At 72.6% G+C, this 25,186-nt stretch carries 22 protein-coding genes and 1 other RNA gene; 12 read left to right on the top strand and 11 right to left on the bottom strand.

The window, feature by feature from the left end; translation table 11 throughout:
• The first annotated feature begins 43 nt into the window (after nt 1-43).
• Nucleotides 44-1,795 carry a hypothetical protein gene (locus ACQVFL_RS22845; RefSeq protein WP_431727561.1) on the top strand — a complete coding sequence of 584 codons (1,752 nt, stop codon included), beginning with the start codon at nt 44-46 and terminating at the stop codon, nt 1,793-1,795.
• Between the two features lie 73 nt (nt 1,796-1,868).
• Here the strand turns inward: ACQVFL_RS22845 and ACQVFL_RS22850 are convergent, their stop codons facing one another.
• Both ACQVFL_RS22850 and ACQVFL_RS22855 read right to left on the bottom strand, forming a co-directional pair.
• Entirely contained in the window at nt 1,869-4,979 is a 3,111-nt protein-coding gene (locus ACQVFL_RS22850) for a bifunctional [glutamine synthetase] adenylyltransferase/[glutamine synthetase]-adenylyl-L-tyrosine phosphorylase (RefSeq protein WP_431727562.1), read from the bottom strand.
• Nucleotides 4,979-5,746, bottom strand: coding sequence for a type 1 glutamine amidotransferase (locus ACQVFL_RS22855; protein WP_431727563.1), 768 nt, complete (start codon nt 5,744-5,746; stop codon nt 4,979-4,981). The genes ACQVFL_RS22850 and ACQVFL_RS22855 overlap by 1 nt, the downstream gene beginning before the upstream one ends.
• Nucleotides 5,747-5,872: 126 nt before the next feature.
• On the opposite strand from ACQVFL_RS22855, the gene ACQVFL_RS22860 reads away from it, so the two are divergent.
• Nucleotides 5,873-6,748, top strand: a complete 876-nt coding sequence (locus ACQVFL_RS22860; protein ID WP_431729873.1) for a S66 peptidase family protein — start codon at nt 5,873-5,875, stop codon at nt 6,746-6,748.
• Nucleotides 6,749-6,882: 134 nt separating this feature from the next.
• Nucleotides 6,883-7,383 carry a hypothetical protein gene (locus tag ACQVFL_RS22865; RefSeq protein ID WP_396693255.1) on the top strand — a complete coding sequence of 167 codons (501 nt, stop codon included), beginning with the start codon at nt 6,883-6,885 and terminating at the stop codon, nt 7,381-7,383.
• A 54-nt stretch (nt 7,384-7,437) separates the two neighbouring features.
• On the opposite strand, the gene ACQVFL_RS22870 is transcribed toward ACQVFL_RS22865, so the two are convergent.
• Together ACQVFL_RS22870 and glnA are read right to left on the bottom strand one after the other, a co-directional pair.
• Nucleotides 7,438-7,863, bottom strand: a complete 426-nt coding sequence (locus ACQVFL_RS22870) for a DUF350 domain-containing protein (protein WP_396693257.1) — start codon at nt 7,861-7,863, stop codon at nt 7,438-7,440.
• A gap of 97 nt (nt 7,864-7,960) precedes the next feature.
• Entirely contained in the window at nt 7,961-9,310 is a 1,350-nt protein-coding gene (glnA, locus tag ACQVFL_RS22875; RefSeq protein WP_131054872.1) for a type I glutamate--ammonia ligase, read from the bottom strand.
• A 205-nt stretch (nt 9,311-9,515) separates the two neighbouring features.
• Here glnA and ACQVFL_RS22880 point away from each other — a divergent pair, with 205 nt between their 5' ends.
• From ACQVFL_RS22880 to ACQVFL_RS22890, 3 genes are all read left to right on the top strand, one after another.
• Complete coding sequence (locus ACQVFL_RS22880; protein WP_431727564.1) at nt 9,516-11,297, top strand: NAD+ synthase; 1,782 nt, start codon at nt 9,516-9,518, stop codon at nt 11,295-11,297.
• 111 nt (nt 11,298-11,408) lie between these two features.
• Nucleotides 11,409-12,254, top strand: coding sequence for a 3-methyl-2-oxobutanoate hydroxymethyltransferase (gene panB, locus ACQVFL_RS22885; RefSeq protein ID WP_396693262.1), 846 nt, complete (start codon nt 11,409-11,411; stop codon nt 12,252-12,254).
• A gap of 126 nt (nt 12,255-12,380) precedes the next feature.
• Nucleotides 12,381-12,908, top strand: coding sequence for a hypothetical protein (locus tag ACQVFL_RS22890; protein ID WP_431727565.1), 528 nt, complete (start codon nt 12,381-12,383; stop codon nt 12,906-12,908).
• Between the two features lie 59 nt (nt 12,909-12,967).
• Here the strand turns inward: ACQVFL_RS22890 and npdG are convergent, their stop codons facing one another.
• Nucleotides 12,968-13,666: an NADPH-dependent F420 reductase gene (npdG, locus tag ACQVFL_RS22895; RefSeq protein WP_396693266.1), complete on the bottom strand. Its 699-nt coding sequence runs from the start codon at nt 13,664-13,666 to the stop codon at nt 12,968-12,970.
• 170 nt (nt 13,667-13,836) lie between these two features.
• On the bottom strand, nt 13,837-15,270 hold the full coding sequence (locus ACQVFL_RS22900) for an RNB domain-containing ribonuclease (protein WP_396693268.1): 1,434 nt from the start codon (nt 15,268-15,270) through the stop codon (nt 13,837-13,839).
• A gap of 430 nt (nt 15,271-15,700) precedes the next feature.
• Here ACQVFL_RS22900 and ACQVFL_RS22905 point away from each other — a divergent pair, with 430 nt between their 5' ends.
• From ACQVFL_RS22905 to ACQVFL_RS22915, 3 genes are all read left to right on the top strand, one after another.
• The gene (locus tag ACQVFL_RS22905; RefSeq protein WP_431727566.1) at nt 15,701-17,731 is read left to right on the top strand and encodes a hypothetical protein; all 2,031 of its coding nucleotides are present in this window, start codon (nt 15,701-15,703) and stop codon (nt 17,729-17,731) included.
• A gap of 258 nt (nt 17,732-17,989) precedes the next feature.
• A complete protein-coding gene (locus tag ACQVFL_RS22910; RefSeq protein ID WP_396693272.1) occupies nt 17,990-18,499 on the top strand; it encodes an NUDIX hydrolase in 510 nt (169 codons plus the stop codon).
• A complete protein-coding gene (locus tag ACQVFL_RS22915) occupies nt 18,492-19,286 on the top strand; it encodes a nucleotidyltransferase domain-containing protein (protein WP_431727567.1) in 795 nt (264 codons plus the stop codon). Before ACQVFL_RS22910 ends, ACQVFL_RS22915 begins: the two co-directional genes overlap by 8 nt.
• Nucleotides 19,287-19,290: 4 nt before the next feature.
• Here the strand turns inward: ACQVFL_RS22915 and ACQVFL_RS22920 are convergent, their stop codons facing one another.
• On the bottom strand, nt 19,291-20,157 hold the full coding sequence (locus ACQVFL_RS22920) for an AraC family transcriptional regulator (protein WP_396693276.1): 867 nt from the start codon (nt 20,155-20,157) through the stop codon (nt 19,291-19,293).
• A 383-nt stretch (nt 20,158-20,540) separates the two neighbouring features.
• Between ACQVFL_RS22920 and ACQVFL_RS22925 the strand changes: the two genes are divergently transcribed.
• Both ACQVFL_RS22925 and ACQVFL_RS22930 read left to right on the top strand, forming a co-directional pair.
• Nucleotides 20,541-20,912, top strand: coding sequence for a hypothetical protein (locus ACQVFL_RS22925; RefSeq protein ID WP_431727568.1), 372 nt, complete (start codon nt 20,541-20,543; stop codon nt 20,910-20,912).
• On the top strand, nt 20,909-21,373 hold the full coding sequence (locus tag ACQVFL_RS22930) for a roadblock/LC7 domain-containing protein (RefSeq protein ID WP_396693280.1): 465 nt from the start codon (nt 20,909-20,911) through the stop codon (nt 21,371-21,373). Before ACQVFL_RS22925 ends, ACQVFL_RS22930 begins: the two co-directional genes overlap by 4 nt.
• A 137-nt stretch (nt 21,374-21,510) precedes the next feature.
• Here ACQVFL_RS22930 and ACQVFL_RS22935 read toward each other — a convergent pair whose 3' ends face one another.
• From ACQVFL_RS22935 to rnpB, 4 genes are all read right to left on the bottom strand, one after another.
• Entirely contained in the window at nt 21,511-22,302 is a 792-nt protein-coding gene (locus ACQVFL_RS22935; protein ID WP_431727569.1) for a hypothetical protein, read from the bottom strand.
• 601 nt (nt 22,303-22,903) lie between these two features.
• Entirely contained in the window at nt 22,904-23,461 is a 558-nt protein-coding gene (locus ACQVFL_RS22940; protein ID WP_431727570.1) for a DUF6036 family nucleotidyltransferase, read from the bottom strand.
• On the bottom strand, nt 23,458-23,955 hold the full coding sequence (locus ACQVFL_RS22945) for a helix-turn-helix domain-containing protein (protein ID WP_431727571.1): 498 nt from the start codon (nt 23,953-23,955) through the stop codon (nt 23,458-23,460). Before ACQVFL_RS22945 ends, ACQVFL_RS22940 begins: the two co-directional genes overlap by 4 nt.
• A gap of 158 nt (nt 23,956-24,113) precedes the next feature.
• Nucleotides 24,114-24,529: RNase P RNA component class A (rnpB, locus tag ACQVFL_RS22950), an RNA gene on the bottom strand.
• A gap of 94 nt (nt 24,530-24,623) precedes the next feature.
• Here rnpB and ACQVFL_RS22955 point away from each other — a divergent pair.
• Nucleotides 24,624-25,139, top strand: coding sequence for a DinB family protein (locus ACQVFL_RS22955; RefSeq protein ID WP_431727572.1), 516 nt, complete (start codon nt 24,624-24,626; stop codon nt 25,137-25,139).
• The last annotated feature ends 47 nt before the right edge of the window (nt 25,140-25,186 follow it).

Genomic DNA, 25,186 nt, shown 5'->3' on the forward strand with positions numbered 1-25,186 from the left:
TCCGACATGCTGCCAGTACCGTGAGCGCGGTACGGAGGTGGGCATGCGGGGCAGTCGGGTGGTGGCGCTGGCCGCCGCGTGCGCCGGGGCGCTCGGTGTGGCGTACCTCATCCTTCCGGCGATGGGTTCGGACCTGGCGGCGCAGGTGGCCCGGGCCGACTTCTTCGCCACCCACGGTGCGACCCCGGTCGACCTGCGCTGGTACGCCGGGGTCCAGCAGTTCGGCTACAGCCTGCTGACCCAGCCGGTGATGGCCCTGCTCGGGGTACGCCTCACCGGCGTGATCGCGGTGGTCGCGGCGTCGGCCCTCCTCGCCGCTCTGCTGGTCCGCACCGGGGTGCCCCGGCCGCTGCTCGGCAGCCTGGTCGGGGTGGTCACCATCACCGGCAACCTGGTCTCCGGCCGGGTGACGTACGGCCTCGGGGTGGCCTTCGGCCTCGCCGCCCTGCTCGCCCTCACCTGGCACACCGGACCGGCTGCCCGCTCGTCCGTCCCCGACGGGGCAGCCCGCGCCGGAGGTGTCGGCTTCCGCGCGAGCGTTGGCAGCGCCTGGCGACCGCTCGTGGTGGCCGGGGTGGCGGCGCTGCTGGCGTCGGCGGCCAGTCCGGTGGCCGGGCTGTTCGTCGGCCTCGCCGGGGTCGCCCTGGTGCTGTCCCGCCGGTACGCCGACGGGTTGACCGTCGCGGTGGCGGCGGCGGTGCCGTTGGGCGTGACCGCGTTGCTGTTCGGTGACGGCGGTTGGATGAACATCAGCCGCACCGACACGATCCGGGCGACCGTAACCGCCCTGCTGGTGGCCGTGCTGGTCGGCTACCGCCCGGTGCGGTCGGGTGCGGTGCTGGCAGCGGGCGGGGTGGTCGCGGCGGCGCTGGTGCACACCCCGGTCGGGCTGAACGCCACCCGGCTGGCGACCATGTTCGCCCTGCCGCTCCTGGCCGCCGCCGCCCGTCCCCCCGCCTGGCTGGCCCGCTCGGCGCGCCACCTGTGCATCGCACCGCGATCCGCCGCCCCGACCGAGCCCGGCCGATCGGTCCAGGCCGGTCCCCCGGCCCCGCCCGACCACACCGCGCCTCCCGCAGCATCGACGCGGCCGAGGCGGCGGGGCGGGGCGGCGGTGGCACTCGCCGTGCTGCTGGCGGCGGTGTGCTGGTGGCAGCCACCGGTGGTCTCCGCCGACCTGCGCAGCATCGGCGACCCGACCAGTGCGCCCGGCTACTTCGCCCCGCTGCGCGCCGAACTCGACCGGCGCGGGTTGACCGGTCGGGTGGAGGTGCCACCGACCCGCAACTATTGGGAGGCCGCCCGGATGGGTGACGTGCCGCTGGCCCGGGGCTGGCTGCGGCAGGCGGACATCGACCGCAATCCGATCTTCTTCACCAGCGTGCCGGGCGCGGCGGGCACCGGCGTACCGCTGACCGTCGACAGCTACCGGGCTTGGCTCGACGAGTACGCGGTGCAGTACATCGCGGTGCCCGACGCGCCACTGTCCTGGGTCGGCCGAGCCGAGGCCGAGCTGGTGAGCGCGGGGTTGCCGTACCTGACCGAGGTCTGGTCCGACGAGCACTGGCGGCTGTACGCGGTGACCGACCCGACTCCCCTGGTCGGTGCCCCCGCCGAACTGGTTCACGCGAGCGGCGCCTCGGTCACCTTCCGCACCTCGGACGCGGGTACGGTACCGGTCCGGGTGCGGCACAGCCGCTGGCTGACCGCGTCCGGCGGCGCCACCGTCTCCACCCACGGGGACTGGACGGCGGTCACGGTGCCGCGCGCCGGCACGTACACCCTCGGCAGTTGAGCGGGCGCTGCGGTCGACGGGGCGTTAGCAGGGGACCCCTGCTCTACCGCAGGCGTTAATAGGGTGCCGTTCCTTACATCGCCAGGACGCGTTCCATGGCGGTGCGGGAGCGGCGGCCGGTGCGCAGGTACTCGTCGAGGAACTCGCCCGGGTCGTCGCGGCCGAGCAGCCGGACCACGCCGGCCAGTTCCACGCCGTGTCGGGGCAGTTGGTCGCCGGCCCGGCCCCGGACCAGCATGAGGGCGTTGCGTACCTGGGCGGCCAGGGTCCAGCCGGCGGTCATCGCCTCGGCGTCGACCGGGTCGATCAGCCCGGCGTCGCGGGCGGCGGCGAGGGCGTCGAGGGTACGGGTGCCGCGCAGCGACTCGTGGGCACCGGCGTGCTGCAACTGGAGCAACTGCACCGCCCACTCGACGTCGGCGAGGCCGCCCCGGCCCAGTTTTGTGTGGGTGGCCGGGTCGGCGCCCCGGGGCAGTCGTTCGGTCTCCACCCGGGCCTTGATCCGACGGATCTCGACGACCTGTTCCCGGGTGAGGCCGTCGGCCGGGTACCGGACCGGGTCGACCAGTTGCTCGAAGCGGGTGCCCAGGTCGGCGTCGCCACAGACGCAGCGGGCCCGCAGCAGCGCCTGTGCCTCCCACACCCGGGACCAGCGGGCGTAGTACTGCTGGTAGGCGGCGAGGCTGCGGACCAGCGGCCCCTGCCGGCCCTCGGGGCGCAGGTCGGCGTCGACGCCGAGCGCCGGGTCGGGTGCCGGCATGCCGAGCAACCGGCGCAGATCCTCGGCGATGGCGTGGGCGGCGGCGCTCGCCGCGCTCTCGGCGACGCCCTCGGGTGCCTCGTAGACGAAGAGGACGTCGGCGTCGGAGAGGTAGTTCGACTCGTACCCGCCGAGGCGGCCCACGCCGATCACCGCGAACTTCAGGTCGGGCATGGTCGGCTGGGCGGCGCGGGCGGTCCGCAGCGCGGCGGCCAGGGTGGCGTCGGTGACGGCGGCCAGCGCGGTGCCGACGGTGATGACGTCGCCGAGCGTCGAGCGGTCCGTGTCGGGGCGGGTGGGGGTCAGCGAACCGGCGTGGCTGAGCACGTCGGCGCAGGCGAGCCGGAGCAGTTCCCGGCGGCGCAGCGCGCGGACCGCCCGGATCGCCTCGACCGGGTCGGTGTGGCGGGCCGCCGCGGCGGCGAACCCGTCGCCGAGCACCTCACGGGGCCGGGGGGTCAGCTCGCTCTCCTCGGCCAGCAGACGCAGCGACTCGGGTTCCCGGGTCAGCAGGTCGGCGACGTACCGGGAGGACGAGAGCACCCGGGCCAGCCGGCGGGCCACCGGGCCGGAGTCGCGCAGCAGCCGCAGATACCAGGGGGTGCTGCCGAGGGAGTCCGAGACCTGGCGGTAGTTGAGCAGGCCACGGTCGGGTTCCGGGGCGTCGGCGAACTCGCTGAGCAGCACCGGCAGCAGGGTGCGCTGGATGGCGGCGGTGCGACTCACCCCGCCGGTGAGGGCCTGGAGGTGACGCAGGGCCCCGGCCGGGTCGGCGAAGCCGAGGATCTCCAGGCGGTTGCGGGCCGCCTCCGGGGTCAGCCGCAGACCGTCGGCGGGTACCCGGGCCACCGACTCCAGCAGCGGTCGGTAGAGCAGTTTGGCGTGCAGTCGGCGTACCTCGGTGGCGTGGGTGACCCACTCGGCGCGGAACTCCTCGACGGCGCTGCGGCCCGGCGCGGCGGTGTAGCCGAGCGCGGTGGCGAGCCAGCGCAGCGCGCCCGGCTCGGTCGGCACGGTGTGGGTGCGCCGCAGGCCCTGGAGTTGCAGGCGGTGCTCGACGCCGCGCAGGAAGCGGTAGCCGCGCAGCAGCGCCTCCCCGTCGGCCCGGCCGACGTAGCCGCCGGTGACCAGTGCCCGCAGGGCGGGGATGGTGCCGGGTACGCGCAGGGACTCGTCGCCCCGGCCGTGCACCAGTTGCAGCAACTGCACCGCGAACTCGATGTCGCGCAGGCCGCCGGGGCCGCGCTTGATCTCGCGTTCCTGCTCCTTGGGCGGGATGTTGTCGATGATCTTCCGACGCATGGCCCGGACGTCCTCGACCGCCTCGGGCCGCTCGGCGGCGTGCCAGAGCAGCGGTGCCAGCTCGTCGATCCACTTCCGGCCGAGCGCCAGGTCACCGGCGGCCGGACGGGCCTTGAGCAGCGCCTGGAACTCCCAGGTGCGGGCCCAGCGCCGGTAGTACGCCAGGTGGCTGGCGAGCGTACGCACCAGCGGCCCCCGGTTACCCTCGGGGCGCAGCGCGGCGTCGACCGGCCAGGCGACCAGCCCACAGATGTGGATCAGCCGAGTGGCGACGGTGGTGGCCGCCGCCAGGTCGTCGTCCTCGGCGGCCACGAAGATCACGTCGACGTCGGAGACGTAGTTCAGCTCGCCGCCACCGCACTTGCCCATCGCCACCACGCCCAGGCGGGGCTTGCGGGTGCCCTCGGGCAGCTCGGCCACGGCGAACGCGTAGGCGGCGGAGAGCGTGGCGTCGGCCAGCGCGGAGAGCGCCGCCATGGTCTGCTCCAGGCCGCGCCCGCCGGTCAGGTCGGCCGCCGCGACCCGCAGCAACGCCAGCCGGTACGCCCGACGCAGCACCGCCACCGGGTTGCCCTCGCCGGTCAGGTCCAGCCGCCCGTCGGCGGTCGGGGCGAGCCCGTCCGGCTCGGTGCGCAGCACCGCCCACTGGTCCGGGTTGGCCACCAGGTGGTCGCCCAGCGCCGAGGAGGCGCCCAGCACGGCGATCAGTCGACGGCGCAGTCCCGGGTCGTCGTGCAGCGCGGCCAGCAGGGGCGACCCGACGCCGATGCCACCGGTCGGTGCGGCGGCCACCGGGCCGCCCTCGGCGGCGGTGGCCTGTCCGGGGCCGGCGCCGCGCTGACGCGCCGCCGGGCCGGTGCCGCCGTTCGGGCGGGCCACGGCACGGCGCTCGGCCTCGACCATCCGGTGCAGTTGGCGCAGCGCCAGATCCGGGTCGGCGGCCCGGGACAGCGCGGTGAGCAGTTCCTGGGCCTTCTCACCGGTGGGTTCCTGGGTCTGCGCCCGCCACAGGTCGAGCCCGTCCGGGCCGAGCAGGTCGGCGGCGCGGGCACCGGCGTCGTCGTCGGTGATGCCGAAGCCGTACCGGGCGAGCCGGCCGGTGGCGTTGCTCGGGCGGCCCATCAGTGCCCGAGCAGCGGCAGGCTGCGGCGCGACCCGCTGTCGTCCAGTTCACCCAGGGCCAGCGCGGCGAACCGGGCGGCGAAGGGTTGCCAGACGTCCTCCACGTCGGCCAGCACCTCGGCACAGGCGGCGACGACCAGTTCCGGGTCGTAGTCGAGTTCGGCCAGGACCGCCGAGTCGGTCGCCCACTCGGCGATCATCTCGGCGTCGCACTCGATGTGGAACTGCAGACCCCAGGCCCGGTCACCGAGGCGGAACGCCTGGTGCGGGAAGCGGGTGGAGGCGGCCAGCAGCGTCGCCCCGGCCGGCAGTTCGGTGATCTCGTCGGTGTGCCACTGGAGCACGTCGGGGATCAGCGGGACGTACCGGAACAGCGGGTCGTTCTCGGCGGCGTCGCGCCGGCCGACCACCCCGGGGCCCACCTCCGGCCCGGAGGTGCTGCGCTCGACGGTGCCGGCGTGCGCGGTGGCGAGCAGTTGCGCGCCGAGACAGACCCCCAGTGTCGGGACGCGGTGCCGGACGGCCTTGCGCAGCAGCCCCTCCACCGCCGGCAGCCAGGGCGCGCCGGGCTTGCCGTCCGGGTACGGGAAGGCCTGCTGGTCGCCGCCGAGCACCACCAGCGCGGCGTACCCGTCCAGGTCGGTCGGGAGCGGGTCGCCCGCGTGCGGGCGCGCCACCGACAGCTCCAGACCGGCCTCGGTCAGCCACTCGCCGAGCCGTCGCGCATCGTCGGTCGGGTCGTTCTCGATCACCAACGCGGTTGCCACGCCGTCGAGGCTATCCGGTCTCGCCGACCGGCCCGGCGCGCGGGACTAGGCTCTGCCGCTGTGTCCCACCACATCGCACCTGATCCCGTCGTACGCCCACCGGCGCTGCGCCCCGGCGACACCGTGATGCTGGTCTCGCCGTCCGGGCCGACCCGTCCGGAACGGGTGGCCCGGGGCATCGAGCTGCTCACCGGCTGGGGCCTGCGGCCGGTGCCCGCCCCGCACGTCTACGCGCGGCAGGGCTATCTGGCCGGCACCGACGCGCTGCGGGCGGCCGACCTGAACACCGCCTTCGGCGACCCGACGGTACGCGGGGTGATCTGCACCCGGGGCGGGTACGGCGCGCAGCGGGTGGTGGACGCGATCGACATGGCGGCGGTGCGCCGCGATCCCAAGGTGGTGGCCGGGTTCTCCGACATCACCGCGCTGCAACTGGCGCTGTGGCGGGGCGCCCGGCTGGCCGGGGTGCACGGGCCGGGGGCGGCCTGGCGGGACGAGCGCACGCCGCTGGCGTCCGCCGAGTCCCTGCACGCGGCGCTGACCAGCACCGCACCGGTCACCGTGCGCGCGGTCGAGCACGAGGACACCTTCCCGGTACGCGTTCCGGGCCGGGCGGTCGGCCGGTTGCTGGGCGGCAACCTGTGCCTGGTGGTGGCAACGGTGGGCACGCCGGACATGCCGGACCTGACCGGCGCGGTGCTGTTGCTGGAGGACGTCCAGGAGCCGCCGTACAAGGTCGACCGGATGCTGACCCAGTTGCGCCGGGCAGGTGCGTTGGACGGGCTGGCCGGGGTGGCGGTGGGCCAGTTCACCGACTGCGCCGACGATTGGCCGGTGGGCGTCGCCGACGTGCTCACCGAACGTCTCGGCGACCTGGGCGTGCCGGTGCTGGGCGGGCTGCCGATCGGGCACGGGCCCGGTCAGCTCAGCGTGCCGGTGGGCACCCGGGCCGTCCTCGACGCCGACGCCGGCACGGTGACCGTGGAGCCGGCTGTCCGGTGAACCGGCTGAACGTCCGGTTCGTCCCGAATATTTGCTGACTTTGCCAGCTCGCTGACAGGTTCGCCACGGCTCGACCCCAGCCAGGCTGGTCACTGTCGGTGACGTCATCGCATCACCGACGAGTTGGAGGACCGATGTCCCGCACGATCTCGAAGAAGCACCTGCTGGCCGGACTGGCCGCCGCGGGTCTGCTCGGCGTGGGGATCGCCGCCCCCACGGTGGCGCTCGCCGACGACAAGGCCACCCCGAGCGCCAGCGCGAGCGCCGAGCAGCAGGACGACAAGCGGCCGGAGCGGGGCGCGCACCGGGCGCAGTTCGCCGAGGCCCTGGCCGAGGAGTTGGGCGTACCCACCGAGAAGGTGACCGCCGCGCTGGAGAAGCTCCGCGAGGAGCACAAGCCGCAGGGCCGCCCGGACGGCGAGGGCCGCGAGCGTCCCGATGGGGACCGGGGGCCGAAGGGCTCCCCCGAGGACCGCAAGGAGGCGCTGGCCGAGCGGTTGGCGCAGGCGGTCGAGGACGGCAAGCTCACCCAGGAACAGGCCGACGCGATCACCGCGGCCGTCGAGGCGGGCGTGTTCGGCGGGCCGGGCGGCTGGGCCGGCCGGGGCGGCCCCGCTGGGACCCCCGGGAAGTGACACCGTGCGGGGCGGCATCCGTCCGGATGCCGCCCCTCGGTCGCATGGGTCGGCTCAGGCGATACAGGCGCAGACGATCAGCGCGGCACCGAAGTGGGTGGCGGCGCTGACCTTGGCGACCGGGTGCGGCTCGTCGGAGCAGATCACCTCGCCCAGCTTGCCGGGGGTGAGCAGGTCCAGCACGAAGAAGGCCAGCGCCATGATGCCCAGGCCGATCACTCCGAACAGGATCGTCGAGGCCAGCCCCTTGGCGAAGTCGCTGTAGCTGGTCAGGATCGCGGTGAAGACGATCCCGGCGACGCCGAGCTGGTTGGCGGCGAGCAGCAGACCGGCGTTGGCGTTGCGGCGAATCCAGATCAGGTCCCGCAGCTTGCCCGGGGTCAGCAGGTCGACCAGGACGAAACCGGCGGCCATCAGCCCGACGCCGACCACCCCGAACACCACGCTCTGCCAGGCTCCGCTGAGCAGATCCTCCAGCACCGACTGCCTCCCCACCGTCTGCGGCCGGCGGGCGCCGGCACGGTGATCGAGACGATAGCGGCACCGCGCAACGCCCACCCGGGCGGTGGTGGCGGTCCTACAGCGACAGGTACCGCTGGCGCTCGTACGGGGTGACCTCGCGGCGGTACTGCTCCCACTCGGCGCGCTTGTTGCGCAGGAAGAAGTCGAAGACGTGCTCGCCGAGCACCTCGGCGACCAGCTCCGAGCCGGCCATCACGTCGATCGCCTCGGCGAGGTTCTCCGGCAGCGGCTCGTACCCCATGGCGCGGCGTTCGGCGCTGGTCAGCGACCAGACGTCGTCCTCGGCGCCCGGCGGCAGCTCGTACCCCTCCTCGATGCCCTTCATCCCGGCGCCGAGCAGCACCGCGAAGGCCAGGTAAGGGTTGGCGGCCGAGTCGGGCGAGCGGACCTCCACCCGGGCCGAGTTCGGCTTGCCGTACGCCGGGACGCGGACCAGCGCGGAGCGGTTCAGGTGCCCCCAGCACACGTACGCCGGGCTCTCGGTGACCCGGTCCGGCAACGCCTGCGGGAAGAGCCGCTTGTAGGAGTTGACCCACTGGTTGGTGACCGCCGTGTACTCCCGGGCGTGCACCAGCAGCCCGGCGATGAACGCGCGGGCCACCTTGGAGAGCTTCATCGGGTCGCCCGCGTCGTGGAACGCGTTGCGTTCCCCCTCGAACAGCGACAGGTGCGTGTGCATGCCGCTGCCGGGCTGGTCGGTGAAGGGCTTGGGCATGAAGGTGGCCTGCACGCCGGTGGAGAGCGCCACCTCCTTGACCACGTGCCGGAAGGTCATGATGTTGTCGGCGGTGGTCAGCGCGTCGGCGTAGCGCAGGTCGATCTCCTGCTGGCCGGGGGCGACCTCGTGGTGGCTGAACTCGACCGAGATGCCGATCCGCTCCAACGACAGCACCGCCTGGCGGCGGAAGTCGCGGGCCACCGCGTGCGTGGTGTGCTCGAAGTAGCCGCCGCTGTCCACCGGCACCGGCACGCTGCCGTCCATCGGGCCGTTCTCCAGCAGGAAGAACTCGATCTCCGGGTGGGTGTAGAAGGTGAAGCCCTTCTCCGCCGCCCGGGACAGCGCCCGGCGCAGCACGTGCCGGGGGTCGGCCCAGGAGGGCCCGCCGTCGGGCAGCAGGATGTCGCAGAACATCCGGGCGCTCTCGCCGCTGACCCCGCCCTCGAACGGGAAGACCTGGAAGGTGGTCGGGTCGGGCATGGCGACCATGTCCGATTCGAAGACCCGGGCGAAGCCCTCGATCGCCGAGCCGTCGAACCCGATGCCCTCCTCGAAGGCGGCCTCCAGCTCGGCGGGGGCGACGGACACGCTCTTGAGCGTGCCGAGCACGTCGGTGAACCAGAGCCGGACGAAACGGATGTCGCGCTCTTCGAGCGTGCGGAGGACGAACTCCTGCTGACGGTCCACTGCCCCAACCTTCCGCGACACGCTATGTCCGGCTTCGGACGGTGATTACCCGACCTGACCGACCAGTCTCCACCGACCCGATTACGCAGACGTTAACCGACCCGCGGCCATCGCGTCCCGCCCAGTCCCGACCCACGGTCGCCGGGTGGTGTGGTCTGCACGGACACGACGTGTCGAGGCCGCCCACCGTGGGCAAGATGAGGACATGCCCACCCTGCGTCTCGCTCTGTGCCAGGTCAACCCCCGGGTCGGCGACATCACCGGCAACGCCGAGATGATCCGCTCGTGGACCCGGAGATCCGCCGACGCCGGTGCCCGGATCGCGCTCTTTCCGGAGCTGGCGCTGACCGGCTACCCGGTCGAGGACCTGGTGTTCCGGCGGTCCTTCGTCGCCGCCTCACAGGCGGCGCTGCGCCGTCTCGCCACCGACCTGGCCGCCGACGGGCTGGGCGACCTGCCGGTCGTGGTGGGCTACCTCGACGCCGACGGTCCGCCCCAGGTCAGCCCGGACGCCGAGCCGGGCCGGGGAGCCCGCAACGCCGCCGCCCTGCTGCACCGGGGCGAGGTGGTGGTCACCTACTTCAAGCACCACCTGCCCAACTACGGCGTCTTCGACGAGGACCGCTACTTCGTGCCCGGTGACACGCTGACCGTGGTGCGGCTCGGCGGGGTGGACGTGGCACTGACCATCTGCGAGGACCTGTGGCAGGCCGGCGGCCCGTTCGCCGCCGCCCGCGACGCCGGGGTCGGGCTGGTGGTCACCATCAACGGCTCGCCGTACGAGCTGAACAAGGACGACCTGCGGCTGCCGGTGGTCCGCCGACGCGCCGCCGAGGCCGAGGCCACCATCGCGTACGTCAACATGGTCGGCGGCCAGGACGAGCTGGTCTTCGAGGGCGACTCGATGATCGTCGCGGCGGACGGCACGCTGCTGGCCCGGGCACCCCAGTTCGTCGAGCACCTGCTCGTACACGACGTGGACCTGCCGGAGACGGGCACCGGTCCGGGCGCCACCCTCGGCGGCGCCCGCGACGGCGCGGAACTCACCGGCGGGCTGCGGATGGTGCGGCGCGCGATCGACGGCCTGCCCCCGACACCGGACGGCCCGCCGGCGCACGGCGGGACCATCGAGCCGGTCGCCGACGAGGCCGAGGTGTGGCAGGCCCTGGTGCTGGGCCTGCGCGACTACGTCGACAAGAACGGCTTCCCCTCGGTGGTGCTCGGGCTCTCCGGCGGCATCGACTCGGCGGTGGTGGCCGCCATCGCGGTGGACGCCATCGGTCCCGACCGGGTGGTCGCCCTCTCCATGCCCAGCCAGCACTCCTCCGAGCACAGCCGCGACGACGCCGCCGACCTGGCCAAGCGCACCGGCCTGGACTACCGGGTCGAGCCCATCCAACCGATGGTGGACACCTTCCTGGCGAACATGTCGCTGTCCGGGGTGGCGGTGGAGAACCTCCAGGCCCGGGTACGCGCGGTCATCCTGATGGCCCTGTCCAACCAGGAGGGCCACCTGGTGCTCACCACCGGCAACAAGAGCGAACTGGCGGTCGGCTACTCCACCCTCTACGGCGACTCGGTCGGCGGCTTCAACCCGATCAAGGACGTCTGGAAGACGCTGGTCTGGCGGCTGGCCACCTGGCGCAACGCGGAGGCGACCCGGCGGGGCGGGACGCCGCCGATCCCGGAGAACTCGATCGGCAAGCCGCCCAGCGCCGAGCTGAGCCCCGGCCAGCTCGACAGCGACGCGCTGCCGGACTACGACGCTCTCGACCCGATCCTGATCGGCTACGTCGACGGTGACCTGGGCCGCGACGGCCTGGTCGCCTCCGGCCACGACCCGGCGATGGTGGACAGGGTGCTCCGGCTGGTGGACACCGCCGAGTTCAAGCGCCGACAGTCCGCGCCCGGGGCGAAGATCTCGATGAAGGCGTTCGGACGGGACCGCCGTCTGCCGATCACCAACCGCTGGCGTGAGGACGGCTGACCACCGGCGAGTGACATCCTCCACTGCGCCCTGCCGCGACCGGGGCCGCCGGTGCGACGATCGCGGCAGAGCCCGGGGACCGCGTACGCGGCCTCGAGGAAGGAGACAGTCATGGTGGAGTCCAGCCCGGCCGAGGTGACCGCCCTCTACGGCGGCCCGGCCACCCGACGGGTCCGCACCCGCGATCTGATCGCCGCCAAGGAACGCGGCGAGAAGTGGCCCATGCTCACCTCGTACGACCAGTACAGCGCCTCGATCTTCGACGCCGCCGGCATCCCGGTGCTGCTGGTCGGCGACTCGGCCGCCAACAACGTGTTCGGCTACGAGACCACCCTGCCGGTGACCGCCGAGGAGCTGCTGCCGCTGGTTCGGGCCGTCGTCCGGGCGACCCGGCAGGCCCTCGTCGTCGGCGACCTGCCGTTCGGCTCGTACGAGGAGGGCCCCACCCAGGCCCTGCGCACCGCCGTCCGGTTCATGAAGGAGGGCGGCTGCCACGCGGTGAAGCTGGAGGGCGGCCGGCGCTGTGCCGACCAGATCGCCGCCGTCGTCGGCGCCGGCATCCCGGTGATGGCGCACATCGGGTTCACGCCGCAGAGCGAACACACCATCGGCGGCTACCGGGTGCAGGGCCGGGGCGACACCGCCGAGGACGTGCTCGCCGACGCGCGGGCGGTGGCCGAGGCGGGCGCCTTCGCGGTGGTGCTGGAGATGGTGCCCGGCGAGGTCGCCAAGCGGATCACCGCCGAGCTGAGCATCCCGACGGTGGGCATCGGCGCCGGCCCGGAGACCGACGCCCAGGTGCTGGTCTGGCAGGACATGGCGGGGCTGCGCACCGGCCGGACGCCCCGGTTCGTCAAGCGCTACGCCGACCTCGCGGGCGCGCTCGGCGACGCCTCCCGACGCTTCGCCGACGAGGTACGCGGCGGGGAGTTCCCCGGCGCCGAACACACCTTCTGAGCGCGTCGTCACGGCCCGTGGGGCGCACTCGCGGGCCGTGACGCGCGCTGACCTGCCCCGGCCCTCCGGCGGTGCCGGTCGGAACCGGGCAGCGAGATCGTGGGAAGGCGGCTAACGTACCGGCCCGTGAAGCGATTGCACACCTCCGTCCTGACCCTGGCGTGCGCCTGCCTGCTGGCGCTCACCGCCTGCGGCGGGGACTCGACCGACACCGCCGCCGACACCGCCCCGTCCGTCGTACCGCCCTCCTCGGCCGCGCCGTCCTCGGCCACCCCGCCCGCCCCCGACGCCTCCGCGCCGTCGACGGCCAGCGCCGCCGACGTGGTGGGCGACAAGAAGCTGTGCCAGTCGGCGAAGAAGGCCAGTGACGGCATGCGGGCCGAACTCGTCAAGGCCATGCAATCCGGCGGCGAGCCGACCCCGGCCGTGTTCAAGAAGATCCTGGGCGGGCTGGAGAAGGAGATGACCACGCTCGCCGCCACCGGTGGTGGCGACAGCAAGGTGGCCGCCGCGCTCGGCAAGTTCAGCACCGAGGCGGGTCGGGCGGCAGCCGCCGCGGATCCGGCCACCGCCGCCGACAACCCGACCTTCACCAAGGCCGGCGAGGACCTGACCGCCGCCTGCAAGAAGGCCGGTGTCGAGGCCGTCTTCTGACCCTGCGTACGCCAGCGGCCCGCCGGGGATCCGGCGGGCCGCTGCTTCGTACGGTCTGCTCAGACGTCGGTGACGCGGACGCCCGCGTGCGCCTTGTAGCGCTTGTTGATCGCGATCAGGTTGGCGGTGAACGCCTCGATCTGGTGCGCGTTGCGCAGCCGACCGGCGTAGATGCCCCGCATGCCCGGGATGCGGGCGGCGAGCGCGCCGACGACCCCGACCAGCTCCCGCTCCTCGGTGCAGATCAACACGTCCAGCTCGATCCGGTCGATCTCCGGGTCGGCCAGCAGCGGCGCGCTGACGTGGTTGAACGCCGCGCAGACCCGGGAGTCGGGCAGCAGCGCGGCGGCCTGCTGGACGGCGCTGCCCTCCGCCACCGGCAGCGCGTACGGGCCCTGCTTGTCGAAGCCGAGCGGGTTCACGCAGTCGACCACGATCTTGCCGGCGAGCGGTGCGGCGAGCGCGGCGACGATGGCGGCGTGCCCGTCCCACGGCACCGCGATGATCACCACGTCGCTGCGGCGCGCCACCTCCTCGTTGTCCGCCCCGGTCACGCTGCCCTCGGCCGGCACTCCGGGCAGGGCGGCGATCTCCGCGGCCGACTCGGCCGCGCGCTGCGCGGACCGGGATCCGATGAGCACCGTCTGACCGGCCCGGGCGAACCGGTAGGCGAGCCCCCGGCCCTGGTCACCGGTGCCACCGATGATGCCGACGGTGAGCCCGGAAACGTCGGGCAGGTCGCTCGCGTCATATGCCATGGTCGCCATCCTCGCAAATCCAGCGGCCCCGCAGCAGCGCCCTGAGCTGTGACAAACTCCCCTGGGCGGGTCCGTCCACGACCGCCCGCAGCGCCTCGACTACGCACCGCCGCGCCTGTCGACCTGAACCGTTCGTGCTGTCGCGCGCGTCGGCCGACGGCCGGGCCGGTTCAGGCGAGGTCGAACGTGACGGTACGGGTGGTCGGGTCGGCCGTGACCAGCCTGACCCGGACCCGGGTGCCGGGCGTCAACTCGCCGGTGCACCGGGCCCGTACCGGCGGGTCGTCGAGGGCCACCGCACCGCCCGGCGGACGGTTCGCGCGCCCCTTGCCGTTCGACGGCGCGTCGACGTCCAGCACCGCCGCGTCGAACGTCTCCCCCACCCGGTGCGCCAACAACACCGCCTCGGCCAGGTCGATCGCGCCCCGACTCGCCGCCGACGCGGCGCGGTCCGTCGTCGACATCACCGCCGGCAGCCGGGGCAACGCCTCCCGGGCCCAGTCCGGCACCGTCCGGCCGTCGTGCAGGGCCAGGCAGACCTCCGTGGCGTACCGGTCGGCCAGTCGTCGCAGCGGCGCCGTCACATGCGCGTACGCGGCCGCCACCCCACCGTGCGCCGGCTGCTCGGGCACCTCGCCGTCGAACGCCGTGTACGCCGCCGACCGCATCAGCTCCGCCGCCTGGTCGACGAAGGCAGCGGCCCTCGGTTGCGCCGGGTCCAGCCCCAGCAGCAACTCCCCGACGCCCATGTCCTCGGGCCAGTGCACGCCCAGCGGCCCCGCCGCCGCCCGCAACCGCTGCACCGCCTCCGGCTTCGGCGCGGGCATCGTCCGCAACAGGCCGATCCCGCCGGCCAGCATCAGGTCCGCCGCCGCCATCCCGGTCAGCAGCGAGATCTGCGCGTTGTGCTCCTCCATCGGCACCGGAGCCCGCAGCACCAGCCGCCACCCGTCGCCGTCGGCCTCCACGTCCTGCTCCGGTATCGGCAGGTTGATCGCACCCCGGCGCAGACCCCGGGCGGTCAACAGCGCACCGATCTCCGGCAACAACGCGATCGGCTCCGGCAACCGACCCGCGTCCGCGTCGGCCTGCACACTCGGATAGTCCAACTGCGCCCGGCTGCGCACCAGCGCCCGTTCCAGCGAGACCCCCGTGGTCGCGCCGTCGGCGTCCAGGTCGATGGTCCACAGCACCGCCGCCCGGTCCACCTCCGGCAGCAGGCTCGCCGCCCCCTCGCCGAGGCTGTGCGGATGCAGCGGCACGTTGCCGTCGGGCAGGTAGACCGTCTGCCCCCGCCGCCAGGTCTCCTCTTCCAGAGCACCACCCGGGCGTACGTGCGCGGCCACGTCCGCGATCGCGTACCGCACCCGGAACCCGCCACCCGTACGGCGGCTCAGGTGCATCGCCTGGTCCAGATCCCGCGAGCCCGGCGGGTCCACCGTGACCAGCGGAACATCCGTCCGGTCCACCGCCGGTCGGGGCGGCGCGGCGACCGCCTCGTCGGCCTCCCGCTGCGCCTGCTCGGGGTACGCCTCAGGCAGCCCCAACTCACGACGCAGCCCGCCGAAGTCGATGCGAGGTGCGACAACCCGTCGGATGACCATGGGCCAATCCTGACAGCCCCCCGCGCTCCCCGCCCTCCCCCGACCGACCCCCCGCCACCACACGTCCATGGCGGGTCCGGCGACCTGGCGCAGACGCCGACCAGGGGCGATCGTCCGGCCGCCCACGCCCCGCGGTGTCCGCCCGGCCGACCGCCCTCACCTGCCCGACCCTGCTCGCCGGTGTCCCCCGGGCCGGAAAGATCCGCACAACATCCCTGATCCTGCTGCCTCAACCGGACCGCGAGGCAGTGTCCGCCACCCGCCCTGGTCTGCACGCGCCGATCATGGAGTTGTGGCTGCTGCTTTGCCCACTTTCACGGCTTTCGCAGCAGCCACAACTCCATGATCGCGCGTCGATGACCGGCCGGGGTGGGCGGGCCGGGAGACCTGCTCAGCGGAAGACGCCGGAGGCTGAGTTGAGGTCGGCTACTTGGCGGGAGTGGCCCTGCGGGCCGAGGTCGTCGAGGTCGTCGTCCGCTTCGCGGTCGACGTGGCCGCCGGACCAGTGGACTTGCGGGCACGGCTCGCGGCGCCCGTCGTGGCCTTCTTCGCCGGGGCCGTGGACTTGCGGGCCGACGCCCTCGTCGTCGTGCTCGCCCTGGTCGTCGTGCTCGCCGTGGACTTGCGGGCCGGTGCTGTCGACTTCCGGGCCGGTGCTGTCGACTTGCGCGCCGAGGCGGTGGACTTCTTCGCCGGGGCGGCGGACTTGCGGGCCGCCGTACCGCTGCTCGTCGCCTTCGCCGCAGCCTTCGTGGCCGGTGCGGACTTGCGCGCCGCTGTGGCCCGGGTCGTCGTCTTCTTCGCTGCGGTCGCCGTCTTGCGTGTCGCGGCCGGCCGGGTCGCGGTCGCCTTCTTCGCCGGAGCGGTCTTCCGTGCGGGAGCGACGCGACCTGTCGCGGTCTTCTTGGCGGGAGCGGCCTTGCGCGCCGGAGCGGCCCGACCAGTCGAGGCATTCTTGGCGGGAGCGGTCTTACGGGCCGGAGCGGCCCGACCAGTCGAGGCATTCTTGGCGGGAGCGGTCTTACGGGCCGGAGCGGCCCGACCCGCCGCCGTCTTCTTGGCCGGAGCAGCCTTACGGGCGGAAACGGTCCGACCAGCCGTCGTCTTCGTCGCCGGGGCGGCGCGACCGGCGGACGCCTTCTTCGCCGGGGCCTTCTTCGCGGGCGCCTTCGCCGCCGTCGTACGGGCGGAGGTCCGGGTCGACGCCGTGGTGGTCTTGCGCGCGGGTGCCTTACCGGCCGCTGTGGTGGTCTTCGTAGCCGGGGCCTTGCGCGCGGCGGTAGCCCGCGCCGTCGTCGTCTTCCGCGCGGGCGCGGTCTTACGCGCGGCGGGAGCGGCCTTACGCGCGGGAGCAGCCTTGCGTGCAGGCGCGGTCTTACGCGTAGCGGAAGCGGCCTTACGCGCGGGAGCGGTCTTGCGAGCCGGGGTCGCCGCGCTCGTGGACGCCTTGGCGGCAGTGGTGCGCGCCGCCGTGCTTCGGGCCGCTGCACTACCGACCGCCGCGCTCCGAGTGGTCGTGCTCCGGGTACCGGTGGTCCGGGCCGCCGTGGTCCGGGCCGCTGTCGCCGTCGCTGTCGTGGCCTTGGCCGGTGCCCGCTTCGCCGCCGTCGTGGTGCGGGCCGGAGCCGTCCGACCCTCGCCCGACCCGGCCCGCGCCGAGGTGGTCTTCTTCGCCGCAGCGGTGGTGGCGGTGGACTTCGCACCGACGACACGCGCGGACTTCGCACCGACGGCAGCCGCAGCGGACCCGGGCGCGGTCTTCCGACCGGCAGCCGCAGGGGTCGCTGCGGTGATCTGGCTGGCGGGTGCCTTCACGGCGGCGCGCTTGCGGGCGGGGGCCGTCGTGGTGCCCGCTGTCGCGGTCGCCGTCGCGGCCGGGGTCGCCGGGGTGGCCCGCCGGGCGGCCGGGGCCGTGGCGGTGGTGCGCTTGGAGGCCGGGGCCCGGCCGGCACCACCGGACGCGGTACGGGTGGCCGGGGCGGTGCCGTTCGCGCGACGCGTGGTCGGCGTACGGGTGAGGCCGGCGGTGCGGTCCGTGGCGGCAGTCTGCCGGGCGGGTGTTCGCGTCGCGGCCGGTCGGGTGGCCTGTTGTGCTTCGGCCATCTCGGTTCCTCCTTGGGGACGTGCCACCGCCCTCGCGGCGCACGTGGTGTCGCGACGCGAGGTCGTCCCGCGTCGGCTACTTCTCCTCCCCGTCCTCCTCGGCCCTCCGGGCGTCCTCGGCCTCCCACGCTTCGTTGCGCTCCCGCACCTTCTGCAGGGCGTTCTCCGCGTCGGCTGCCGAGGCGTACGGGCCGAGGACGTGCCGGGCAGGGCACACGTCGGCTTCGTGCTCGACCCGGTGGTGCCGCGTACACCAGTAGTAGCGCCCATGTCCGATGTCGTTCATGGGATCACTGTGCATCGGGATGCGACCGCCCGCCACCGGAACACTGCAAGTCACCAGGCTTTTCCACAGTAGACCTGCATGTGGCTTTACGTGCGAAAACAGCGAAAAATACAAAATGTCGATGCAGCTCGACCACTCTCCGTACACGAGTGACTGTCACTGTGGCGGCGGACGCGGACGCCTGCCGCGTAAATGTCGGCACCCCGCGACGGCGCGGGCACCGAGCGCGTCCGAGTTGCAGAAATCCAACTCTGCCAGGGGAATCGGGTCACTCGTCACTTCGTCCTGACCGGATGCGAGGGCCGATCGGCGCCCGGCTAAGGTCGCCGGATGGGCGTACCGGAATACATCCTGCGGATGCGTGAACACGTCGGACACGAGCTGATTTGGCTACCCAGCGTCAGCGCGGTGGTCCGGAACGACGCGGGCGAGCTGTTGCTCTCCCGACTCGCCGACGACCGGCGATGGTCGGTGGTGAGTGGCTTCGTCGAGCCGGAGGAGCAGCCGGCCGGCGCGGTGGTCCGCGCGGTGCTGGAGGAGACCGGCCTGGAGGTCGAGCCACTGCGGCTGAGCAGCGCGGTGACGCATCCGCGCACGTACCCGAACGGCGACCGCTGCGAGTACCTCAACCTCGGCTTCCGCTGCCGTCTTCTCGGCGGCGACCTGCGGGTCGACGACGACGAGTCGTTGGACGTGCGGTGGTTCGCCCCGGGGCGGCTGCCCGACCTCGACGAGCACGCCCGGATGGTGATCAGGCACGCGTTGGGCACCGAGGTGTCGGCGTTCTTCCTGCCCGCCGGGATGCTCTGGGGTGAGCCGGGCGAACTCGAACATGCCTGACGCGCCGCTGCGCTACCTGGCCGACCTGGTCGCCGCCGCCCGCGAGGTGCTCGGCGACGACCTGCGCGGCGCGTACGCGGCGGGCTCGGTGGGGTCGGGCGCGTACCAGCCGGGGCGCAGTGACGTGGACGTGGCGCTGGTCTGCGCCGCGCCGCTGGACCGTGCGGTCGCCGCAGACCTGGTGGCGCGGCTGCGGCACGAGGCGCTGCCCTGCCCGGCGCGCGGGCTGGAACTGGTGGTGTACCGGTGGGAGGTGGCCCGGTCGGGCACGCCCGATCCGGGCTTCGAGGTGGAGCTGAACACCGGCGCGGGGATGGACTTCCGGGTGTCGTACGGCCCGGCGGACCGGCCGCCCGCCGACGGCCTGTTCTGGTACGGCCTGGACCGCAGCATCCTGCACCAGAGCGGGCGGGCCCTTCTCGGCCCGCCCGCCGCGGACGTCTTCACCGACCTGTCCCCCGACGACCTGCGGCGGCTCGTGGTGGAGGCGCTGCGGTGGTGGCTGGCACTGCCGCTGCCGCCCGGCGACGTGCCCGCACCCGGAGCCGAGGACGCCGTGCTCGGCGCGTGCCGGTCCTGGGTACGCCTGCACCACGGGGTGTGGCTGCCGAAGGTGGCCGCCGGACGGCGGCTGCTGGACGAGGCCGGACCGCTCGTCGACGCCGCGACGGCCGACCTGGTGACCCGGTCGATCACCGCCCGCGACGGCGGCCCACCCCCGTCCGGCCCGCAGGCCCGCACCTTCCAGCGCCGGGTGTTGGCCGACCTCGCCGGTACGCCGGCCTGAGCGCTCAGGCCGCGACCGGCTCCACCGGGATCCACAGCTCCGCGTCGGCACGGCTGCCGTCGGCCGAGATCCGGGTACGGGAGATCTCCGGCCCGGGCCGGGACCGGTACGGGTTGGACGGGAACCACTGCGTGAACACGTCCCGCCACAGGTCCTGCACCGCCTCCGGAACGGTCCCGGAGGTCTCGAAGACCGCCCAGGTGCCCGCCGGCACCGGCATGGCGTCCAGGTCGTCGGGCACGTCGGCGCTCGTGACCACGCCGTACCAGTAGTCCAGTTCGGTGCCCTCGGCGCGGCTGTCGGCGAGGCCGTCCCCGACGTTGACCACGCCCACCGGCTCCTGGTCGGACAGCGCCTCGATGCGGTCCCGGGTCGCCGGTTCGATGGTCCTGACGAACGCCACGATGGCCGGGTTCATGCCCTCGTGCACCAACGGCACCCGGGCCCTGCGGCCGACGAGCCGGAACGGCTCCTTCTGCACGATGCGGTATCGCATGCTGCTGCTCCCTTCGACGGTCAGGCGGAAGGACATCCGGGGCTGTGCCCGCAACACCGCGCCGGTACGCCGCGCCTCACCGGGCCCGATGCCGTGCACCGCCTTGAACGCGCGGGCGAACGCCTCGGCCGAGCCGTACCCCCAGCGGACCGCGATGTCGAGCAGCGTCCGCTCCCCCGCGACCACCTCCGCCCCCGCGACGGTGAGTCGGCGACGGCGCACGTACTCGGAGAGCGGGACCCCGGCCAGCGCGGAGAACAGCCGCCGGAAGTGGTACTCCGACGTGACCGCGATCCGCGCCAGTTCACCGGCGTCGACCGGCCGGTCGAGATGCCGCTCGATGTGCTCCATGGCCTGGTTGAGACGCTCCAGCACCCGGTTCCTCCTTCCCTTGCGCCACCCAAACTAGGGGTGCGGCGGCACCGGGCACCCGACATGCTGTGCCCGGTGCGGTCGGTGGTACTCCCTGCTCGTCCCCGGATACCCGCCGCCACCCCGAAACGAAGTCGGTCAGCCGCTGATGCCCAGGTCGCGGACTGAGTAGCAGACGACATCGGCACCGAGACATCAGCCGCAGCGACGAACTCGACCGGCCCGCCGGTCACCGAGCGTGGCCCGCTCAGTCCGATCGTGCTGACCCGGATTCACAGCACGTGTCACATGTGCCACTCTCGTCCGAGATTTCCTCACCGGGGCCGGGCCCTGGTGAAGACCACGAGCTGGCGCGGACCCGGACGCCAGCCGAACATGGAGGCACCATGGCCAACCTCGACACCGCCCTCAAGGACGCCATGACGATCGACGGCGCGATCGGCGTCGCGCTCGTCGACTACACCAGCGGCATGACACTCGGCGTCGCGGGCGGCACACCGGAGATCGACCTGACCGTCGCCGCCGCCGGCAACACCGACGTGGTACGCGCCAAGATGCGGACCATCGAGATGCTCAAGCTCAACGACGAGATCGAGGACATGCTGATCACCCTCGGCGGTCAGTACCACATCATCCGGCCGTTGAACGGCGCCAACGGCAAGGGCCTGTTCCTCTATCTGATGCTGAGCAAGACCCGCTCGAACCTGGCTCTGGCCCGGCACCAGTTGCGCAGCATCGAGGAGCGCCTCGAACTGTGAGCGAGACCTTCCTGCCCCGCCGCACCGCGCAACGCCCGGTCACCCCGCCACCGCACCGGCTCCCCCCGTCGCTGGCCGGCAACCCGAAACTGCCGTACCCGGCCATCGGCACCGAACTCGCCGAGCTGCGCCTCCAGATCCCCGGCGTGCAGGGAAGCGTCCTCGGCGGGGTGGACGGTCTGCGCATCACCCACGACGTACCACCAGCGCTGGACCCCGACGACCTGGCCGCGATGGCGGCGGCGACCTTCGGCCTCGGCCGGCAGGTCAGCCTCCGACTCGGCCAGGGCGAGTTCCAGCAGTCCACCGTCCGCAACCAGGCCGGCTACTTCTCCGTGTACGCCGTCGGCCCGCAAGCCCTGCTCTCCGTGGTCGGCGCCGACGCGATCAACGTGGCCCGCCTCCACCTGCACGCCCCACCCGTAGCGGCACGCCTCGCCGCGCTGCTCGCGCAGGTCTGACCTCGGTTGCTCGCCCAGGTCTGACTTCTGCCGCAAGCCGGGCTCACCGCCATCGTGTGCGCCACGCGCCGCGCGTGATTCCTCGCCACACGATGGCGGTGAGCCCACCGCCACCCTAGTGCGGTGTCCAGGAACGTTCACCGGGCCGCGTTCATCGCGCGACGACGATCGGCCCGCCCGCGCGGAGTCCGCACCCACAGGGGAGCGCCGATCAGCACCCGGTCGACCGACGTGCGCTCGGTCCACCAATCCGGGACGAGCACCACGTCGCTGTAGATCTCGGCGAACCACTCCGAGTCGGTCACCCGGTCGAAGCTGAACTCCGGCTGCTCCCGGTCACGCCGCGACGATCCGCCGTCGCCCGCACCGTTGCCGAACGCGACGGACACCGCCTCACGCGAGACCGACTGCGCGTCGATCGGCTCAGACCGGCCCTGCGGGAATCCGCTCACCAGCCAACCGCTGATCGACGACCCCGACGAACTGGCCCCACTACCGGCGCCGACGTACTGCTCTCCCGCGCTCACGAAGCCGGCGAGGTTGTCCGTACTGCCGAAGAGGCAGACGGCGACGCGGCTACCGTCGGACGCCACCGACCGGACGCCGACGACGACGCGCGGCGGCCGGCAGCCGACCAGATGCGTGAACTCGACCTGGCCCCGCCCCTTGGCGAAGCGAACCCTGGGTGGCGTGACGAAGTCCTCCACCGCCAGATCCCCGATCGCGCGCTCGATCCGGTCCGCGATCTCGTTCCGGAAGAGCGTACGAGGCTCCCGCTCAAACTCGGCAGTGGAGTTGAGCAGTGGCACCGAGAGGGCCACCTTCGACCGCCACCGTGGACTGAGGTCGATCCCACCGTCCTCGGCGATGGACCGCACCCGCCGCTCCGACCAGTACGCGTACCGGGTGAGGTCGCCTCTCTCGCCCATCCCGCCAACCCTCCACCAGTCCCGCACCTCGGCACGGAACGCCCACTCACGTCCGTCGAACTGTCTACCGCACGAACGCCAGCAGCGAAGCCCTCAGCACGCGGAACAGACGCCGTTTCATGCGTCGGGCTCGCTGATCGCGCCGTCACGTGGCGTCGGAGGCCGTTCTCAGACCGGCGACGAGGACGAACACCGGCCGCCGCTCGGTGGCCTGACCGCAGTGGTCGAGCCGGTATCTCTCGAGCAAGATCCAGCCGCCGAACGTCGTCCAGTCGAGAACCCTGATCGGTCGGAAGTGGATCGACTTGTGGAACTGCGGACTGGCCTCCCGGGTGAGGTACAGCAGTTCTCCCGACCGAGGTACGCCAGGCGTTGACGGTCGCTGCGGCGCCTTCGAGCCTCGGGCAGGTGGTGTGCGGTTGACAGCGCGTACAGACATCCTTGTGGTGGGCGTCGATGACCGACCACGCGAGTCCGACACGATTTTCAGGGCTCTGAGCTGGTAGGCGACGGACGGTTTCCTGTGTGCCGGATTGCTCCGACCAGGGCTGGAGTTGTGGGGCACCCGCCCTGGGCCGTCAGCAGCTTCGGGCGATCCGTCTTAACCGACGGCTTCAGGCCCCGGCTGATAAGCGGCGATCCAGTCCCGCAGGCGCTTCATCACCGAGGGATGCACGTCGGCCAGGAGTTCGATTCGCTCGGCGACCACGTCCGGTCTCACCAGGCCCGCTCGGAGCAACGCGTCAGCGAACTTGGTGTTCTTCTCCCTGCCGGCCACCAGCTTGGACACCACGCAGTCGTGCGGATCAAGTGCATAGCCACGTCCCGGCTGGGTGTTGTCGGACTCCACCAGCACCAAACGGTCACGCCAGCCATCAGGCAACACCGCAGTCGACACACTCACGCCCTGGGCGTAGTAGCCGAACGTCTCGTGGAACGGCGAGAACTCGCCGATGAACGCGTCGATTTGGTCGGCCTTCTGATCGTCCGGGTCGTCAAAGAACGCCACATCTACCTCCATCGAGGCAGTGGCTTCCAACGGAAGATCACCTTCCGGAATCGTCCCCAGCACCGACTGACTGCCGATGATGAGGACGTTCCGGTCTTCGACAATCCGACCCGCCGATCTCAGGACATGCTCCAGCTCTGCGCGCTTCATGCCGCCCGGCCTCCGCCGCTGCGCTTGAAGGACTCAAGAACCTTCCGACGCTGCGGCTGCGAGAGCACGCCAGCGAAGGGCGAATTCTGCCGCAACTCGACAGCCTCCGGGTCTTCCGACGTCAAAGACCGCAGGACAGACCCCACGCCTTCGTTGATCTTGTCCTGCCAGCGCCTCAGCCATACCTCGGTCATGGTCCCCCGATGCTGCCGGAGTAGTCGATCAAGGTTCTCCGCAGCCTTACCCAGCACTTCGTCCGGATCGACGACCAGGCCGCCCGCCACCGCTTGGTGCAGCCACAGCGACTTGAGCTGATCACGGGTCAACGCCCGTGTGGGCCGCAACAACGCCTCGACATGCTCCCGCCTGACCTTGCGGTGCGCACCCACCCACACGAACGGCAGGTCTCCGCGTTCACACAAGTTGACCACCTGCTGACGCGACGACCCCAGCAAGTTGGCCGCTTGCCCAGTGGTCAGGAGTTCCCCACTCATACTTGCCAACATGCGCCGTAAACGCCAAAAACGCAACTCAGTAACCGCATCTGCGCTGCTCGCACCGCATCACCACGCAAGACGATGAAACCGTCGATCGCGTTGCGGGTGCGCTCCTCGCTGGCTGGCATCAGGTCAGGCCCTGAGCTGGTGGGCGACGGACGAGTCGACCTGTACGCCGGATTCTGTGCGCGGCGCGTACCCCTTGCGGGGTTCGCACCGGCGGCGGCCATCCATCTCGGCCTGCCGTCGCCGACAGGCTCGTGCGGCCTACCCGCAGACATCGGGCGGGCAGCCCTCAAGCGTCTGCGCGGGTCGTCATCTTGCGGTGACGGCCCTACTTGGCCTTGCTCCGGGTGGGGTTTACCGAGCCACCCCGGTCACCCGGGGTGCTGGTGGGCTCTTACCCCACCGTTTCACCCTTACCGTCCCCGTTGGGGTCGGCGGTCTGTTTTCTGTGGCACTGTCCCGCGGGTCGCCCCGGGTTGCCGTTAACAACCACCCTGCCCTGTGGAGTCCGGACGTTCCTCGGCGGCGGGCCGCAGCCCGCCGACGCGACCGCCCGGTCGACTCGTCCGTCGCACGCTCATCCTAACGACACCGGGTCGCCGCCTATTGCGCCGGCAGGACCGCAGGCCGGGTAGTCCGGGAGTACGCATAATGGGCCGATGACGACGCTGCCGCCGTTTCCCGAGCCTACGGTCCCGGCCGACGGGCGGGCTGAGGTGTTCCTGCGCTACCTCGACTATTTCCGGGAGAGTGTGCTGGCCAAGGTGTCGGCGCTGCCCGAGACGGAGGTGCGGGCGAGCCGGTTGCCGTCGGGCTGGACTCCGCTGGAGCTGCTGCGGCATCTGCGCTTCGTCGAGCTGCGCTGGATCGAGTGGGGCTTCCAGGGTCGGCCGGTGGCCGAGCCGTGGGGCGACTGGCGGGACGGCCGCTGGCACGTACCGCCGGAGACGAGCGTGACGGACCTGGTAGCCGAGTTGCGCACGCAGGGCGCCCACACCCGCACCGTGGTGCAGAGCGCCGACCTAGACGCCGTCGGTGCCCCCGGCCCCCGCTGGAACGGCGCAGACCCGGCATCCCTGGAACGGGTGCTGTTCCACCTAGTCCAGGAGTACGCCCGCCACCTGGGCCACCTAGACATCGTCACCGAACTGGCCAACGGCCCCCTCGGCGAATAACCCCACCCCCGTACCCCCGGGGGTTAATCAAGGGGTTTGGGTCTGGA

The sequence above is a fragment of the Verrucosispora sp. TAA-831 genome (genome assembly GCF_050780145.1).
Lineage (GTDB): Bacteria > Actinomycetota > Actinomycetes > Mycobacteriales > Micromonosporaceae > Micromonospora.

What these genes read in the sequence shown, in the direction of transcription:
- ACQVFL_RS22850 (WP_431727562.1), bottom strand. Translation starts at nt 4,979, where the DNA reads ATGGGCCGCCCGAGCAACGCCACCGGCCGGCTCGCCCGGTACGGCTTC.
- ACQVFL_RS22945 (WP_431727571.1), bottom strand. Translation starts at nt 23,955, where the DNA reads ATGAGTGGGGAACTCCTGACCACTGGGCAAGCGGCCAACTTGCTGGGG.
- ACQVFL_RS22910 (WP_396693272.1), top strand. Translation starts at nt 17,990, where the DNA reads ATGGGCGTACCGGAATACATCCTGCGGATGCGTGAACACGTCGGACAC.
- panB (WP_396693262.1), top strand. Translation starts at nt 11,409, where the DNA reads ATGGTGGAGTCCAGCCCGGCCGAGGTGACCGCCCTCTACGGCGGCCCG.
- ACQVFL_RS22935 (WP_431727569.1), bottom strand. Translation starts at nt 22,302, where the DNA reads ATGGGCGAGAGAGGCGACCTCACCCGGTACGCGTACTGGTCGGAGCGG.
- ACQVFL_RS22845 (WP_431727561.1), top strand. Translation starts at nt 44, where the DNA reads ATGCGGGGCAGTCGGGTGGTGGCGCTGGCCGCCGCGTGCGCCGGGGCG.
- npdG (WP_396693266.1), bottom strand. Translation starts at nt 13,666, where the DNA reads ATGGCATATGACGCGAGCGACCTGCCCGACGTTTCCGGGCTCACCGTC.
- ACQVFL_RS22940 (WP_431727570.1), bottom strand. Translation starts at nt 23,461, where the DNA reads ATGAAGCGCGCAGAGCTGGAGCATGTCCTGAGATCGGCGGGTCGGATT.
- ACQVFL_RS22865 (WP_396693255.1), top strand. Translation starts at nt 6,883, where the DNA reads ATGTCCCGCACGATCTCGAAGAAGCACCTGCTGGCCGGACTGGCCGCC.
- ACQVFL_RS22900 (WP_396693268.1), bottom strand. Translation starts at nt 15,270, where the DNA reads ATGGTCATCCGACGGGTTGTCGCACCTCGCATCGACTTCGGCGGGCTG.
- ACQVFL_RS22860 (WP_431729873.1), top strand. Translation starts at nt 5,873, where the DNA reads ATGCTGGTCTCGCCGTCCGGGCCGACCCGTCCGGAACGGGTGGCCCGG.
- ACQVFL_RS22915 (WP_431727567.1), top strand. Translation starts at nt 18,492, where the DNA reads ATGCCTGACGCGCCGCTGCGCTACCTGGCCGACCTGGTCGCCGCCGCC.
- ACQVFL_RS22955 (WP_431727572.1), top strand. Translation starts at nt 24,624, where the DNA reads ATGACGACGCTGCCGCCGTTTCCCGAGCCTACGGTCCCGGCCGACGGG.
- ACQVFL_RS22880 (WP_431727564.1), top strand. Translation starts at nt 9,516, where the DNA reads ATGCCCACCCTGCGTCTCGCTCTGTGCCAGGTCAACCCCCGGGTCGGC.
- ACQVFL_RS22925 (WP_431727568.1), top strand. Translation starts at nt 20,541, where the DNA reads ATGGCCAACCTCGACACCGCCCTCAAGGACGCCATGACGATCGACGGC.